The sequence below is a fragment of the Flavobacterium sp. EDS genome (assembly GCF_020991525.1).
GTDB lineage: Bacteria > Bacteroidota > Bacteroidia > Flavobacteriales > Flavobacteriaceae > Flavobacterium.
In genome coordinates, this window is sequence record NZ_JAJMOZ010000010.1 from 47929 (window position 1) to 64455 (window position 16527).

Here is a 16527-nt window from a genome sequence, read left to right on the forward strand (position 1 = left end):
AATATTCAAATATGAAGGACGATGATATTACATATTTAAAAAAATATATTGAACGAAATCTTAATAAGAAAGATGGTGATCATTGGGAATATATTGTTCGACCTGAAATTAGAGAAGTTATAAACTCTTTAAATGAAAATGATAGTGAGAGGTTTTCAATTGAAATTTTAAATTGGGATGAAAAAACAATATATCCATTAGCTGACGAAATCATATTTGGCGATAATAAATACATAGATCAAGATTATCTCTATTGCTCTATATTCTTAAAAACTTATGACAAAGAAAATCTAGATTATTTGGCACAGAATTTATTTAATTGCTTAGATGATTTAAATTTTGAAAAAATCCCTTTAGATTTCTTCTTACAGATAAAAGAAAAAATAAAATACTTGTTCCAAGTAAAAAATGAGGATGAAGATGATTTTATTAAAAAAGTAAATGAGGTTATCAATGACAAGATAACGAAGAATAAAGATAATTAAACAATGACTCAAAACAAAACATACATATACGATTATTGTACGATTGAAAACAACGAAATTGTTTTGAATGGAACTTCTATATTCAAAATAGAACCTACGATTTTTGCTGACTTTTCAAAACAAGCGTATCGCAATTTTGACATTAATTATCCTAAGTTTTTCAAGATGGATTCTTTAAGTAAACTTGCCTTTTTAGGTGCCGAATTACTTTTGAAATCAGAAACAGAATTGAACCTGAGCGATACTGAACTCACAAAGCAAACAGAAAACAATACTGCTTTAGTCTTAGCTAATAAATCATCGAGTTTAGATACCGATGTAAAATATCAGAAATCCATATCCGATAAGAAAAACTATTATCCAAGTCCTGCAGTTTTTGTTTATACGTTGCCAAACATTTGCCTGGGCGAAATTAGTATTCGTCATCAACTAAAAAGCGAGAATTCTTTCTTTATATTTGACGCCTTCAATCCAGAATTTATGACCAATTATGTCAATACGCTTTTGCATACCAATAAAGCAGAAAGGGTTCTTTGTGGATGGGTTGAATTTTTTAATGAAGAATATAAAGCCTTTCTTTGCGTAATTGGTAAAGAAGAAAACCAAAAATATCAAAACGAAACGATAGAAACATTATATAATAAATAACAATGGACGCATTAAAATTAGAATTAAAAAATAAAATCATTACTGTATTAAACCTTGAAGATATTACACTTGGTGACATTAATGACAATGACCCTTTGTTTGGAGATGGTTTGGGTTTAGATTCTATTGATGCTTTAGAATTAATCGTTATTCTAGATAAAGATTACGGAATTAAATTAATTGACCCGAAAGAAGGAAAAATAATTTTTCAATCAATCGAATCAATGGCGACATATATTGAAGCAAACAGAACTAAGTAGACTTTCTTAGACGACTTAGATAAAAGTATTGTCTAAAGTCTAAAAAATTAAAATAGTTTCAAGAAGCTTTGTCAAAGTTTAAAATAATAAATTGTTTGATTTTTAGACTATTCTCTTGTTTTTCATGACTTTTATCTAGAAAATCTAAGTAGTCTAAGCAAGTCTGAAAATCTAAGTAGTCTAAAAATCCAATGAACAAAGGAGTTGCTATAACTGGAATGGGAATAATCTCTTCAATCGGAAATTCGGTTGAAGAAAATTATATTTCATTAATAAATAACAAAGCTGCTATTACAACTATCGAGAACATTTCGACAGTTCATGCTAATAGTATTAAGGTTGGTGAAATAAAAAAAACCAATGCTGAGTTAATCGCACAATTACAACTCAGTAAAGAAAATAACTTTTCAAGAACAGCTCTACTTGGTACTATTGCAGCCAAAGAAGCAGTTGCAAATGCAGGAATCACATCAATTAATGAATATAAAACGGGATTAATTTCGGCAACTACTGTTGGTGGAATGGATATGACCGAAAAATATTATTATGACTATTTTGAAAATCCCGAACTAAGGAAACATATTATTAGTCATAATTGTGGAGATTCAACTCATAAAATTGCTGATGAAATTGGATTAAAAGGTATGATTACTACAATAAGTACTGCTTGTTCTTCGGCTGCAAATGCAATTATGCTTGGAGCACGATTAATAAAAACAGGAAAACTAGACCGTGTAATTGTTGGAGGGACAGATGCTTTGGCAAAATTTACAATCAATGGTTTCAAAACGTTAATGATATTATCTGATGGATATAATAAACCATTTGATAATGAACGTAAAGGATTGAATCTAGGGGAAGCTGCTGCTTTCTTAGTTTTAGAATCTGATGAAATTATAAAAAAAGAAAATAAAAAAGTACTCGCTCGTGTTTCGGGTTATGGTAATGCCAATGATGCCTTTCATCAAACAGCCTCTTCCGAAAATGGTGATGGTGCTTATCTTGCTATGAAAAAAGCATTCGATGTTGCAGCTTTAAATCCAAGCGAAATAGATTATATAAATGTTCATGGAACAGCAACTCCCAATAATGATTTATCTGAAGGAAGAGCTATTCTTAGAATTTACAACGAAATACCTGTTCCCGATTTTAGTTCGACCAAACCTTTTACAGGACATACGCTGGCAGCAGCAGCAGCAATCGAAGCTGTTTATAGTGTACTTGCGATTCAGAACAATGTGGTTTTCCCAAGTTTAAATTTTGAAACTCCAATGCAGGAATTTAATCTAACGCCACAAACAACTTTAAAGCATAAAAATATCGAACATGTGTTATCAAATTCATTTGGATTTGGCGGTAATTGTTCCACTCTTATATTTTCTAAAAACAGATGAAATCGCCAAGATTCCAAATAACATTTAAAATAAAGAATGGCGATTCCATATTGCTAAAAAAAAACAAATATAATCTTCGTATGAAAAAAGTATATATAAATGGTACAGGTTGTCTTTCAGCCCAAAAAACATTCGATACTGTTTTTCTGGAAGAAGCAGAATGGAATAAAAACGACACTGTTTTATTTTTAAAAAAACCTGTTTACAAAGACTTTATTTCTCCAATTGCAAGCCGAAGAATGGCTAATGGAATCAAAAATGGAATCGTAGCTTCTGCTTATGCCATGAAAGAAGCCGATGTCACGAATATCGATGCTATTATTACAGGAACAGGAATGGGCTGCATCGAGGATTCAGAGAAATTCTTAAAAGCAATCATCGATAATAACGAAGAATTCTTAACACCTACTGCTTTTATACAATCAACTCACAATACCGTTGGAGCACAAATTGCCCTTACATTAGAATGCAAAGGATATAATTTTACTTATGCAAATGGTGCAATCTCTTTTGAGTCGGCTCTTTTAGATGCCAAAATGCAAATAGAAGAAAACGAAGCCAACTCAATATTAGTTGGTGGAGTTGATGAAAATGGTGATCATACAATATCTCTTTTTAAGTTGGCTGGTTATATAAAAGAAGACAGAGAAGAACCATACCAACTTTTAAACGAAACTACAAAAGGGTATATTCATGGAGAAGGAGCTTGTTTTTTTGTTTTAGAAAATGAAAAAAAAGAAACTACTTATGCTCAACTTGTAGATGTAGAAATTAAAAACGAACTACAAGAAGATGAAGTTGAATCTGAAATTATTGAATTTCTTAAATTAAATAAATTAGAAATTTCAGACATCGATGCTATCATCTTAGGCTTTAATGGAGATGTTACATTTGATTCTTATTATAAAATTTTAACGGAAAATGCTTTCGCGAATATGCCACAGATTTACTACAAACATTTATGTGGAGAGTATAATACCGCCTCGGCATTTGGATTATGGACGGGCTCTAAAATTATTAAAACACAGACAATTCCAGATCTAATTAAAGTTAATTCAATAGAGAAACCTGCATATAATACTATTTTATTATACAATCAGTTAAACGGAAAAGAACATAGTTTTACATTAATTTCAAAATGATAACACACAAAAAAACTACTGTATTTTTTATCATCTTATTGCTTTTATTGCTTCTTACCAAACAATATATAGCAATCCATTTTTTGTGGTTTATCTTAATCGGAATAATCTGGTTGAGTATAGTAGCGATAAACTCAGCACAAATAAAGTCCAACTATCATGTAAAGGCTTATTGTAGTAACCCATCGCTAACCGAAAATAAAATTGCCTTAACATTTGATGACGGTCCAAGCGCAATCACTCTAGGAATTCTAGATGTTTTAAAAAAATACGATGTAAAAGCTACTTTTTTTTGCATTGGGAAAAACATCGAGAAACACCCAGAAATCATAGAACGTGTTTTATCTGAAGGCCATCAGGTTGGGAATCATTCTTATAGTCATTCTCCTTTTTTTGATTTTTACAATGCTAAAAAAATATTAGAAGAAATTAATAGAACCGATGTGCTTCTGGAAAAATTTACCTCAAAAAAAATACAATTCTTCAGACCTCCATATGGTGTAACAACTCCATCAATTCGCAGAGCTTTACAACTAAGTGGTCATAAAGTAATTGGTTGGAGTATTCGATCACTTGATGGTGGTCTTAAAGACCAAAAAATCATTTACAATCGTATTATAAAGCGAATTTCTCCTGGCGGAATCGTACTTTTGCACGATACCGAAAAACATTCCGTTTTGGTCTTGGAACAGTTCTTGCAGTTCTTGCAACAAAACAATTATACCGTGATTTCGGTTGAAAACCTTTTGAATCTTAAAGCATATGAAGTCTAAAATATATTTATTCGTTATTATTCTGAACCTGTTCGTTTTGAATTCTTTCGCACAAGAACAGAAAATGTCCGACAATGAAATCACAACTTTCAAACAATCAGTTAATATCGTTTCTAAAAAAATAAAAACATTAAGTACTGATTTTGTACAGTATAAACATTTAGATTTTTTATCCAAGGATATCGAAACATCAGGAAAGATGATTTTTAAAGAGCCTAACTTATTGCAATGGCAATACAAAAAACCATATAATTATAGTATTGTTTTTAAGAACAACAAAATCTTGATTAATGACGAAGGTAAAAAAAGTGCTGTAGACATTGGAAACAGTAAAATTTTTGGCCGAATAAATAAGCTCATTGTAGGCAGCGTGAGTGGCGATATGTTTGACGATAAAGAATTTAGTATCAGCTATTTTAAATCAAAAAATCAGAATATTGCCAAGTTCATTCCAAAAGATGTAACTTTAAAGAAATACATTAAACAAATAGAATTAACTTTTGATAAAGAAGACGCTACGGTTGTTCAGGTAAAACTGCTTGAATCATCTGAAGATTATACGCGAATTGTACTTAAAAACAAAGTGATAAATGCAAAAATCGACGACTCCGTTTTTACTAATTAGTTGTTTTTTAGTCTGTTTTCTGTTTTCTTGTGGTCAAAAAGTTACGAGAAATTACACTCCAAAACCATTAGAAAAAACATCTTATGAAGCACCTTACTTTTCTAGTCCCGAAATTGATTATGTGTATAAAGCAAACATAACGGTTTATGGTCATGAATTATCAGGGATATTTATTGCCAAGAAAATAAATGACACTACTCATAGAGTTGTATTTACAACCGAATTTGGCAATAAATTGCTAGATTTTGAAATTTCTGAAACTAACTTTAAAGTCAACTCAATTGTATCCGAATTAGACCGAAAGATTCTTATTTCGACCTTAAAAAAAGATTTTCGTTTGCTTCTTAGAAAAAATTACTTGATTGAAAAACAATTTGAAGATCAAACCAATACCATCTATCAATCTAAAGATGGCAAACAATATAATTTTATTTTTTTATCTAAAGACAATCAAAAATTAGAGAAAGTAATTCATGCCTCTCAAACAAAAGAAAAGATAACTATTCGTTTTAGTTCAGAAAATAATAATTTTGCAGAGAAAATTGAGATTTTACATCAAAATATAAAGTTGAAAATTGAATTGAATTATTTTAAACCTGAATAAAAACTTAAACTAATCATCCAAATTAAATCAAAAATGAGAAAATTAACCTTAATCGCATTTATATTTTTTATCGGCTTTATAAAATCTCATGCACAAGTAACCGTTAGCCCGGGAATTCGTGGTGGTTTAAATATTTCAAATTTTACCAATTTTGGATCTAGCAACGCAAAAACAGATTTTTATGCTGGTGGATTAATAGCTATAAAATTCAATAAGTATTTTACACTTCAACCAGAACTAACTTATACAAGACAAGGCGCAGAAACTCGTGAATATTTATTAGGGTCAAGCAGGTCAAATAAAAGAACCTACGAATTAAATTATATTTCATTAGGTGCAGTTGCTAAATATCATTTTACTGGAGGCGGATTTCATATATTAGGTGGCCCTTCAGTAGATTTTAAAATAAATGACAATTTCCCTTCATATGATTACAATCCTGTTGGAGTTGACCTTGCTTTTGTTAGTGGTGTCGGATATACATTACCTAATGGTTTAACCTTTGAAGCGAGATTTAAACAAGGATTAATCGATATTTACGGATATGATGGAATTGATAATGGATACGATTACTACTACGATACTATTATTTTAAATCAAGTATTTCAAATTGGAATCACCTATACATTTAAAGTAAAATAAAAACACATCTATGGTTTTAAAAGACTTTTATAAAATACTGTCATTAGAAAACGCAAGTGGCTCTATATATGATGCTGTCATTTTAATAAATGATAAACATGATGTCTTCAAAGGGCATTTTCCAGACAATCCTATAATGCCAGGAGTATGTATGATACAAATTATAAAAGAACTTTCAGAAACAATCACGCAAAGTAATTTAACGATACAAACGCTTAGTAATGCAAAGTTTATGGCGATAATTAATCCAGAAGTTACTCCGGAATTGCGTTTAGAATTAGACATTACCACAACCGAAGATGGTTTAGTAAAAGTGAAAAACACGACTTATTTTAACGAAACAATTGCTGTAAAACTAAGTAATGTTTATAGAAAAATATAATTCTGAATCTAAACGTTTTCTACAACAGAAAAACAAACGATAAAGTAGTTAAAGAAAAATCACAAAATGAAACCTATTCTATCTCAAGAAGAACAGCTTGCTCAAACTAATTTTTGTGTTATTGTACCCACATACAACAATAACAAAACGTTGGAGAAAGTTCTTAATTCAATATTGATCTACACTAAGGATATTATTGTAGTCAATGATGGATCTACAGATAGAACAAGTCAAATTTTAGAAAATTTTCCAAACCTCATCCAAATTCACCATCCCGAAAATCAAGGAAAGGGAGTTGCGTTACAAAACGGATTTAACAAAGCAACCGCTTTAAATTATGAGTATGCAATAACAATAGACTCAGATGGGCAACATTTTGCTTCAGACATTCCTTCGTTCATTGATTTTATTCAAAACGAGCCAAATACTTTACTCATTGGTAGTCGTAATATGACACAAGAAAATGTGCCTAAAAAAAGTAGCTTTGGAAATAAATTTTCAAACTTCTGGTTTTGGTTTGAAACAGGAATACGTCTTGAAGACACGCAATCTGGATTTCGATTGTACCCTTTACGGTTAATCCCTGAAAGATATTACACTCCTAAATTTGAATTTGAAATCGAGGTAATTGTGCGTTCTGCTTGGAAAGGAATTCCAGTTAAAAACATCCCTGTTAAAGTTTTATACGATCCGCTGGAGCGAGTTTCACATTTTCGCCCATTCAAGGATTTTACCCGAATTAGTATTTTAAATACGGTATTGGTTATTATTGCTCTTGTCTATATCAAACCAAGAGATTTAGTTCGAAAAATTAAAAAAAAAGGACTTAAAAAATTTCTTCTCGAAGATATTCTAGAAAGCGACGAATCTAATTTTAAAAAATCAGCGGCCATTGCTTTAGGAGTATTTATTGGAATTTCACCATTTTGGGGATTTCAAACAGTATTACTTCTTTTTTTAGCCACATTATTTAAGCTCAATAAAGTCATTGCTTTTGTAGCCTCAAATATTAGTTTACCTCCTTTAATTCCATTAGTAATATATGGATCTCTAAAAATGGGAAGTCTTTTTATAGCAAACAATAGTTCCTTAACACAAAATGATTCAATGGTTCTTTCTGACGTTTCAAAAAACATAACACAATATGTTGTTGGAAGTCTTATTTTAGCATCTCTAATGGCATTATTATTCGGATCAATAACCTACTTGGTCTTAACATTGTTTAGTACACCAAAAAATAAAATCAACAATTAAATTAAATATTTTGCCACAGACTAAAGGATTAAAAAAAATTATATTCGCAACGAGAGTAATCTGTGTGAATCCCTGTAATCAGTGGTTAAAAAAACAATAAGCATGCATCATTATTTCTACGCCATACATTTATTTGTAAATCGAAGAAAATCACTCTCGGTTTTTTTGGCAATCGCAGTGCTTTTTATATTTGGATTTTTTGCTTCTAAAATTAAATTTGAAGAAGATATTACCAAACTTATTCCAACAAATGATAAGACTGATGTTACTGCCAAAGTACTAAAACAACTTAATTTTGCGGATAAGATTACTGTAATTTTTCAGCTTGAAAAAGAGGGAACCGAGGAAGACTTAAAAGAAATGGCTGGTGTTTTTACAGACAGTATTGCCAAAACTTGCAAACCTTATATAACAGCTGTACAAGGAAAAATAGACGAAGAGAACATCCAACAAACTATTGATTTTGTTCATAATAACGTCCCCCTTTTTTTAGATGATAACGATTATATAACTATTCAATCTAAACTGCAAAAAGATAGTATTGCAGCAACTGTGCAAGGAAACTACAAATCAATACTTTCTCCTTCAGGGTTTATCACCAAAGATTTTATATTACAAGATCCTTTAGGAATTTCATTTATAGCCTTAAAAAAATTACAACAATTAAATGTAGGTGATGATTTTACCTTAGATAATGGTTTTGTAATGACCAAAGACAAAAAGAAATTACTCCTGTTTATTACTTCTAATCTGCCTTCAAGCGAAACAGAAAAAAATTCCATTTTTGCTGCAAAACTCAATACTATAAAAGACAATTTAAATAAACAATTCAAAGCAAAAGCTTCGATTAGTTATTTTGGTTCAGCCCTTATCGCAGTTGCAAATGCCAACCAAATTAAAAGTGACATTGTACTTACTACAACTATTGCAATGATTACGCTAATGCTGATTTTGATTCTATTTTATCGAAAAGTATTTATCCCTTTAATTATTTTCCTTCCAACGGTGTTTGGGGCGCTATTTGCGGTTGCATTTTTATATTTTGTAAAAGAACGAATTTCGGCTATATCATTAGGGATAGGCTCAATACTTTTGGGAATTACAATAGATTATTCCATTCATATCCTTACACATTACAAACATAACAGCGATGTAAAAACCTTGTACAAAGACATTACAATGCCTGTAATCATGAGCAGTTCAACAACTGCCGTTGCATTTTTATGTTTGCTTTTTGTAAAATCAGATGCATTAAACGACTTAGGTATTTTTGCTGCAGTAATCGTAATGGCTTCTGCATTTTTCTCCCTGCTCATTGTTCCACATTTATACAAACCAAAAGAAAATAATTCTGTTCATAAAAAAAATATAATTGACAGACTTGCTCATTTTTCATTTCATAACAATAAATTTCTAATTGGGTTTTGCGTTTTAATTACAATTATTTGTTGCTTTACATATAACGATGTTGGTTTTAATAATGATTTATCGCAATTGAACTTTGTTCCAAAAGAAATCAAAGCGGCTGAAAAAGATCTTGAAGAAAGCACAACAAGTTTAACTTCTAAAACAATTTATCTGGCTTCATACGGAAATAGTATGGAAGACGTTTTGCAAAAAAACAGTCAGCTTTTTGATGCTCTCGCAAAAGACAAACAACAAAATAAAATACTAAATTATAGTTCTGTAGGAGGAATTATGCTTTCGCAAAAGGAGCAAAAACAAAAAATAGACAAATGGAATTCGTTTTGGGATGCCAATAAAAAACAGCTTTTAAAATCTAAATTAATAAGCGAAGGTGCCAAACTTGGATTTAAACCCACTACATACACCGCATTTTTTGACCATCTTGATGCTAACTTTAAACCTATCTCCTATCAGGATTATTTAAAGATAAGTGCATTGCAATTACAGGAGTTTATTAGTGAGAAAAATGGATTTTTCACTATTTCGACATTAGTAAAAGTCGCACCCGAACAACGTGATCCTTTTGTAAAATCAACTTCTGCCAAAGATGGTTTATTGGCTATTGACCGCCAACAGATGAATGAAACTTTTTTTAGTACGCTTAACAGCGACTTCAATTCTCTTGTAAATTATTCTTTTGTTGCTGTAATTCTTATTCTGTTTTTCTTTTTCAGAAGAGTCGAATTAGTTATCATAAGTTGCATCCCAATTGCATTAACCGGAATTGTAACTGCTGGTATTATGGGGCTTTTTAATATCGAACTGAACATTTTCAGTATGATTGTATGCACCTTAATTTTCGGGCATGGTGTCGATTTTAGTATTTTCATGACTAGTGCATTACAGAAAGAATATACAACTGGAAAAAATGAAATTGCAATTTATAGAACATCAATTATCCTAGCTGTAATAACAACTATTCTAGGAATTGGCGCATTAATATTTGCCAAACATCCAGCGTTACAATCTATTTCGTCAATCTCATTAATTGGAGTATTTGCAGCACTAATCATTACGTTCATCTTTTACCCCATTTTATTCAAACTATTTTTGTCTAATCGCCCTAAAAATGGAAAAGCACCATTTGAGCTTCGTTCTTTCATAAATGGAATATTATCATTTTTATATTACGGTCTTGGCGGTGCTTTAATATCTGGTTTTTGCTTGACAATCATGAAAATTCTTCCTTTAAAAGAAGAAACAAAAATGAACGGTTTTAGATATCTGATTTCAAAATTCATGAAATCTGTTTTATATACCAATCCTTTTGTACGTAAAAAAGTAATTAATATTCATAACGAGGACTTCAAAAAACCTGCTGTAATCATTGCCAACCACTCTTCTTTTTTGGATATTCTGGCAGTTGGAATGTTAAGTCCAAAAATCATCTATCTGGTAAGCGACTGGGTTTATAACTCTCCTGTTTTTGGAGCAACTGTAAAAAAAGCTGGATTTTATCCAGTATCAGAAGGACTAGAAGGAGGTCTCGAACATTTGCGCAAAAAAATAGATGAAGGATATTCATTAATGGTATTTCCAGAAGGAACAAGATCTGAAAGCAATCAAATAAAAAGATTTCATAAAGGAGCATTTTATCTTGCCGAGCATTTTAATCTGGACATTGTTCCGATTGTAATTCATGGTACTTCCGAAGTCTTACCAAAAGGGGATTTCATTATATACGACGGCTCAATAACCGTTTCTATTCTTGACCGAATTACCTCTGAAAATCTTTCTTTTGGAAAGAATTATACCGAAAGAACGAAACAGATAAGCACCTACTTTAGATCCGAATTCAAAAAAATACGCGAACAACTTGAGGGTTCAGATTATTTCAAAAAAATGATTCTTACTAGTTTTGATTACAAAGAATTAGAAATAATAAATAATGTAAAAAAGAATCTAAATACCAATTTAGAAGCCTATTATTCGTTAAACAAATACATCAATTCAAAAGCCAAGATTTTACATTTAAACAATGATTATGGTCAACTTGATTTACTATTAACATTGCAAGAACCTCAACGAAAAGTTGATTCCTATACAACCGATGAAGAAAAACATGCAGTTGCAAAAACAAATTATATCGTTAAGAAAAGGGCCATCCACCATCTGGAAAATCTGAATCCTGCGTTACTAAAGCAATATGATGTAGTTCTAATTTCTAATGAAAATTATAGTTCTATAATCGAAGAAATAGTTACTGTATCTTCTTGCATAATTTTAATAAACAGCTCGAGTTTAAAAGACTCATTGCTTAATTTTGGTTATACTTGTACAAATAAAGAAGACAAAATTTTAGTCTTAAATAAAGAATAGCATGAAAGAACGTTATGATGTTGTCATCGTTGGGAGCGGTTTAGGTGGTCTCGTTTCGGCTATCATTCTTGCTAAAGAAGGATATAGCGTTTGTGTACTTGAAAAAAATAATCAGTTTGGCGGAAACCTTCAGACTTTTGTAAGAGATAAAACTATTTTTGACACAGGAATCCATTATATAGGAGGATTGAGTGAAGGACAAAACTTGCATAAATATTTCAAATATCTAGGAATTATAGATCATTTGAAATTAAAAAAAATGGATGAAGATGGTTTTGATATCATATCTTTTGAAAATGAAAACAAAGAATATCCACATGCACAGGGATATAAAAACTTCGTTAATCAATTATTAAAACATTTTCCAGAAGAAAAAGAAGCAATAGAAAATTATTGCAAAAAAGTAAAAGAAACCTGCGATTTGTTTCCCTTATACAATTTGTGCTGGGAAGGAAAATATGATACCGATATCTTAACTTTAAATGCCAAACAAACTATTGATTCCATAACTGAGAATAAACAATTAAGAGCTGTACTTGCAGGTTCTAATTTTTTATATGCTGGTATAGAAGACAAATCTCCTTTTTATGTACATGCCTTAGTTGTAAACTCCTATATAGAAAGCTCTTGGCGATGTATAAATGGAGGAAGCCAAATTACAAAACAACTCATCAAACAATTAAAAAAACACGGTGGAGAGGTTCATAAATACAAAGAAGTAATTCATTTTAACACCAAAAATAATGATGTAACCTCAGTTAAAATGAAAGATGGAAGCGAAGTTTCAGCAACTTATTTCATTTCTAACATTGAACCCAAAACCACTTTAAAAATGGTTGGTGAGGAAAATTTTAGAAAATCATTTTACAATCGCATTCAAAATCTCGAAGGAGTACTATCAGCGTTTAGTCTGTACTTGGTTTTTAAACCAAAAACATTCAAATATATCAATCATAACTACTACCATTTTAAAAACAGTAATGAAGTTTGGACTGCACATGAATATGATGAAAATACATGGCCAAAAACATATATGGCTTCAATGAATGCATCCAAGGAAGAAGAAGAATGGGCTGATGGAATGACTTTTATTACCTACATGAAATTCGATGATTTATTACCATGGGTGAATACATTTAATACCACTGCAGAAAAAAATAATCGTGGTGAAAGTTATGATGAATTTAAAACTCGTAAAGCAACTAAATTTTTAAATGAGATAGAGATAAAATTCCCTGGAATAAAAGATTGTATTCAATCAATGTATACATCGAGTCCACTCTCTTATCGTGATTATATTGGTGGTCATAATGGCAATATGTATGGTTATATAAAAGACTCCAATAATCCGATGAAGTCATTTATTCCTTCCAAAACTAAACTTAATAACCTATATTTAACGGGACAAAGTATTAATATGCATGGTGTGTTAGGAGTTACTATAGGCGCTGTTATTACATGCTCAGAAATAGTTGGAAAAGAATATCTAGTAACTAAAATCAATCAGGCCTCTGAATAAATTTGATTATGAAAAAACGAATTCTGGTTGTCTTACTAATCGGTTTTTTGTTGGTGTGCCTATCATGTGGTACTTCAAAATCAATGCATCATCAGCCCAAAATTTCAGATTATGATACTATTTTACCTATTGTAAAAAAACAATCCGATTCAGTATTTTCATCAGGAAACAATTTCTTCTTAAAAAATAAACAAGGTCTTTGGGAGCTCTATGTAGAAGGAGATGCTTATCAGATTGGCCTTAATTCAGGAGCATTAACCGACTCTCTCTTAAAAAAACAGGAACGTATATTTTTCTCTAAAATTAAAGATATAGTCCCATCAAAGTTTAAACAAAATATACTTCGAAACTTTTTAAAATGGTACAACAGGAAGTTATATCTCAATGTTCCCGAAGAATATCAAACCGAAATTTATGGTGTTTCTCAATATACATCTCATGATTACGATGCAATCGCATCACAATATTTACGCAATTTGTATTTACATGCAGCACATGATATCGGACATGCACTACAAGATTTGGCATTGGTAGGCTGTTCTTCATTTGCAGCATGGGGAGAAAAATCAGAAGATGGAAATTTAATCCTTGGACGCAATTTTGATTTTTATGTAAATGATGCTTTCGCGAAAGACAAAATAGTAGCTTTTATAAAACCAGAAACAGGTCATCCGTTTATGATGGTAACCTGGCCAGGAATGATTGGAGCTGTTTCAGGAATGAATCAGGAAGGATTAACAGTAACCATAAACGCTGGAAAATCTAAAATTCCACTGATTGCAAAAACTCCAATTTCTATTCTCACTCGCCAAATTCTGCAATATGCAACCAATATCGATGAAGCTATTGCTATTGCAAAAAAAACAACTGTTTTTGTTTCAGAATCAATAATGGTGGGAAGTGCCAACGACAATAAAGCCATTTTAATAGAAGTATCTCCAAACAAATTTGGAGTGTATGAGGTCCCAAATAACAATCAGCTTATTTGTTCAAATCATTTCCAAAGTGAAGCTTTAAAAGATGACAACCGAAATAAAAAACAGATTCTCAGCAGTCATTCAAAATATAGATATGATAGAATGCTTGAACTTTTTGAAGAAACTCCAAAAATAAACCCTGAAAAAGCATCTGAAATACTTAGAAATAAAGAAGGTTTAGAGAATATAAAATTGGGCTATGGTAACGAAAAATCTCTAAATCAATTAATGGCTCATCACGGTATAATTTTTAAACCCGAAGAAAAATTAGTTTGGATATCTGCCAATCCTTATCAACTGGGCGAATTCGTTTGTTATGACTTGAATAAAATATTTAAAAATCGTGAACAAACCGATACAATTGTATCTTTGTCTGAAAGTAAATTAAATATTTCTAAAGATCCTTTTTTATCAACAACCGAATTTAAAAATTATCAAAAATTCAGAATTGAGGACCATGAAATAGATGTTTATCTAAAAAATAAGTCCACAATTTCTACTGAATTTATTCAGGAATATCAATCCTTAAACCCTGATTACTGGATAGTTTATTATAAAGTGGGATTGTATTTTTATCAGAAAAAAGAATATGCTTTGGCACAAAAGCACTTTCAAAAAGCACTAACAAAAGAAATTACAACACTTCCTGAGAAACAGAAAGTCGAAAAATATATTAAAAAAATCAAAAGCAAGTTAAGATGATCCCAGAAATAGAAAAAGGTTCTTTAGAAGAAATTAAAATTTTTCAAGAGAAAAAATTAACTGAACTTTTGACTTACATCAGTCAGAAATCTCCTTTTTATAAAGATCTATTCGAAAAGAAAAAAATTGATATTTCTGCTATTAAAACTCTAGAAGATCTTCAGCTTTTACCAGTTACCACTAAAGAAGACCTTCAAAACAATAATGATGATTTTCTTTGCGTACCGATCTCTAAAATTATCGATTTTTCATCTACTTCAGGGACTTTAGGTGATCCTGTTACTTTTGGTTTAACCGATGCCGATTTAGACAGATTGGCTTATAATGAGGCTATTTCTTTTGATTGTGCAGGAATTAAAGAAGGCGATATTGTACAGCTCATGACCACAATTGACCGTAAGTTCATGGCTGGATTAGCTTACTTTTTGGGATTGCGAAAATTAAAAGTGGGTGTAATTCGTGTTGGGGCAGGAATCCCCGAATTACAATGGGACTCCATCTTAAAATACAATCCGTCTTATTTAATAACCGTTCCTTCATTTTTGTTAAAACTAATCGAATATGCCGAAAATCATAATATCGATTATAATAATTCGAGCATAAAAGGTGCAATCTGTATTGGTGAATCATTAAGAAATCAGGATTTTTCGATGAATATTTTGTCTAAAAAAATCACTGACAAATGGAACATCAAATTGTTCTCAACTTATGCTTCAACCGAAATGAGCACTGCTTTTACCGAATGTGAACATGGAAATGGAGGACATCATCATCCCGAATTAATTATTGTAGAAGTTCTAGATGAAAACAACAATCGAGTAAAGAATGGCGAAGTTGGTGAACTTACCTTTACCACTTTAGGAATCGAAGCCATGCCTTTATTACGTTTTAAAACTGGTGATATTGTTCAATTACACGACACTCCTTGCGCTTGTGGAAGAAACACGTTGCGTGTAGGTCCAGTTATCGGGCGCAAAAAGCAAATGATAAAATACAAAGGAACAACCCTTTATCCACCTGCAATGAATGATGTTTTAAGTGATTTTGATGCTATCGAAAATCACATCATTGAGATATCCACCAATGACTTAGGAACTGACGAAATCCTGATTAAGATTGCTGTAAAAAATCAATCGGATGAATTATTACATGCAATCAAAGATCACTTTAGAGCCAAATTAAGAGTAACTCCAAAAATAGAATATACTTCTAGAGAAATATTAAATTCATTGGTTTTTAATCCATTGAGTCGTAAACCAATTCGTTTTTTTGACAACAGAGATTCTTAAGAAAGGTTTAAAGAAGGTTCAAAGGTTCAGAGGGACAAAGGTTTA

At 31.0% G+C, this 16527-nt stretch carries 15 protein-coding genes; all 15 read left to right on the plus strand.

The features are described 5' to 3' along the window. Nucleotides 1–11: 11 nt before the first annotated feature. The 15 genes from LPB87_RS14585 to LPB87_RS14655 all read left to right on the plus strand — a co-directional run bounded on the left by LPB87_RS14585 (nucleotide 12) and on the right by LPB87_RS14655 (nucleotide 16482). Nucleotides 12–485, plus strand: a complete 474-nt coding sequence (locus LPB87_RS14585; protein ID WP_230728368.1) for a hypothetical protein — start codon at nucleotides 12–14, stop codon at nucleotides 483–485. Nucleotides 486–488: 3 nt separating this feature from the next. Continuing rightward, complete coding sequence (locus LPB87_RS14590; RefSeq protein ID WP_230728369.1) at nucleotides 489–1133, plus strand: 3-oxoacyl-ACP synthase; 645 nt, start codon at nucleotides 489–491, stop codon at nucleotides 1131–1133. A 2-nt stretch (nucleotides 1134–1135) separates the two neighbouring features. After that, nucleotides 1136–1393 (plus strand): phosphopantetheine-binding protein, encoded by a 258-nt coding sequence (locus LPB87_RS14595; protein ID WP_230728370.1) that lies wholly within the window; start codon nucleotides 1136–1138, stop codon nucleotides 1391–1393. 191 nt (nucleotides 1394–1584) lie between these two features. After that, on the plus strand, nucleotides 1585–2787 hold the full coding sequence (locus LPB87_RS14600) for a beta-ketoacyl-[acyl-carrier-protein] synthase family protein (RefSeq protein ID WP_230728371.1): 1203 nt from the start codon (nucleotides 1585–1587) through the stop codon (nucleotides 2785–2787). A gap of 80 nt (nucleotides 2788–2867) precedes the next feature. Next, a complete protein-coding gene (locus LPB87_RS14605) occupies nucleotides 2868–3929 on the plus strand; it encodes a beta-ketoacyl synthase chain length factor (RefSeq protein WP_230728372.1) in 1062 nt (353 codons plus the stop codon). Further along, nucleotides 3926–4702 (plus strand): polysaccharide deacetylase family protein, encoded by a 777-nt coding sequence (locus tag LPB87_RS14610; protein WP_230728373.1) that lies wholly within the window; start codon nucleotides 3926–3928, stop codon nucleotides 4700–4702. The genes LPB87_RS14605 and LPB87_RS14610 overlap by 4 nt, the downstream gene beginning before the upstream one ends. Continuing rightward, nucleotides 4692–5327, plus strand: coding sequence for an outer membrane lipoprotein carrier protein LolA (locus LPB87_RS14615; protein ID WP_230728374.1), 636 nt, complete (start codon nucleotides 4692–4694; stop codon nucleotides 5325–5327). The genes LPB87_RS14610 and LPB87_RS14615 overlap by 11 nt, the downstream gene beginning before the upstream one ends. Beyond that, nucleotides 5293–5931, plus strand: coding sequence for a hypothetical protein (locus LPB87_RS14620; protein WP_230728375.1), 639 nt, complete (start codon nucleotides 5293–5295; stop codon nucleotides 5929–5931). The genes LPB87_RS14615 and LPB87_RS14620 overlap by 35 nt, the downstream gene beginning before the upstream one ends. Before the next feature lie 33 nt (nucleotides 5932–5964). Continuing rightward, entirely contained in the window at nucleotides 5965–6573 is a 609-nt protein-coding gene (locus LPB87_RS14625) for a porin family protein (RefSeq protein ID WP_230728376.1), read from the plus strand. Between the two features lie 10 nt (nucleotides 6574–6583). After that, nucleotides 6584–6955 carry a 3-hydroxyacyl-ACP dehydratase gene (locus LPB87_RS14630; RefSeq protein ID WP_230728377.1) on the plus strand — a complete coding sequence of 124 codons (372 nt, stop codon included), beginning with the start codon at nucleotides 6584–6586 and terminating at the stop codon, nucleotides 6953–6955. 66 nt (nucleotides 6956–7021) lie between these two features. Then, a complete protein-coding gene (locus tag LPB87_RS14635) occupies nucleotides 7022–8209 on the plus strand; it encodes a DUF2062 domain-containing protein (RefSeq protein WP_230728378.1) in 1188 nt (395 codons plus the stop codon). Between the two features lie 102 nt (nucleotides 8210–8311). Further along, entirely contained in the window at nucleotides 8312–11995 is a 3684-nt protein-coding gene (locus tag LPB87_RS14640) for a 1-acyl-sn-glycerol-3-phosphate acyltransferase (protein ID WP_230728379.1), read from the plus strand. A gap of 1 nt (nucleotide 11996) precedes the next feature. Then, on the plus strand, nucleotides 11997–13514 hold the full coding sequence (locus LPB87_RS14645; protein ID WP_230728380.1) for an NAD(P)/FAD-dependent oxidoreductase: 1518 nt from the start codon (nucleotides 11997–11999) through the stop codon (nucleotides 13512–13514). Nucleotides 13515–13522: 8 nt separating this feature from the next. After that, on the plus strand, nucleotides 13523–15193 hold the full coding sequence (locus LPB87_RS14650) for a C45 family peptidase (protein WP_230728381.1): 1671 nt from the start codon (nucleotides 13523–13525) through the stop codon (nucleotides 15191–15193). Continuing rightward, complete coding sequence (locus LPB87_RS14655) at nucleotides 15190–16482, plus strand: AMP-binding protein (protein ID WP_230728382.1); 1293 nt, start codon at nucleotides 15190–15192, stop codon at nucleotides 16480–16482. The genes LPB87_RS14650 and LPB87_RS14655 overlap by 4 nt, the downstream gene beginning before the upstream one ends. The last annotated feature ends 45 nt before the right edge of the window (nucleotides 16483–16527 follow it).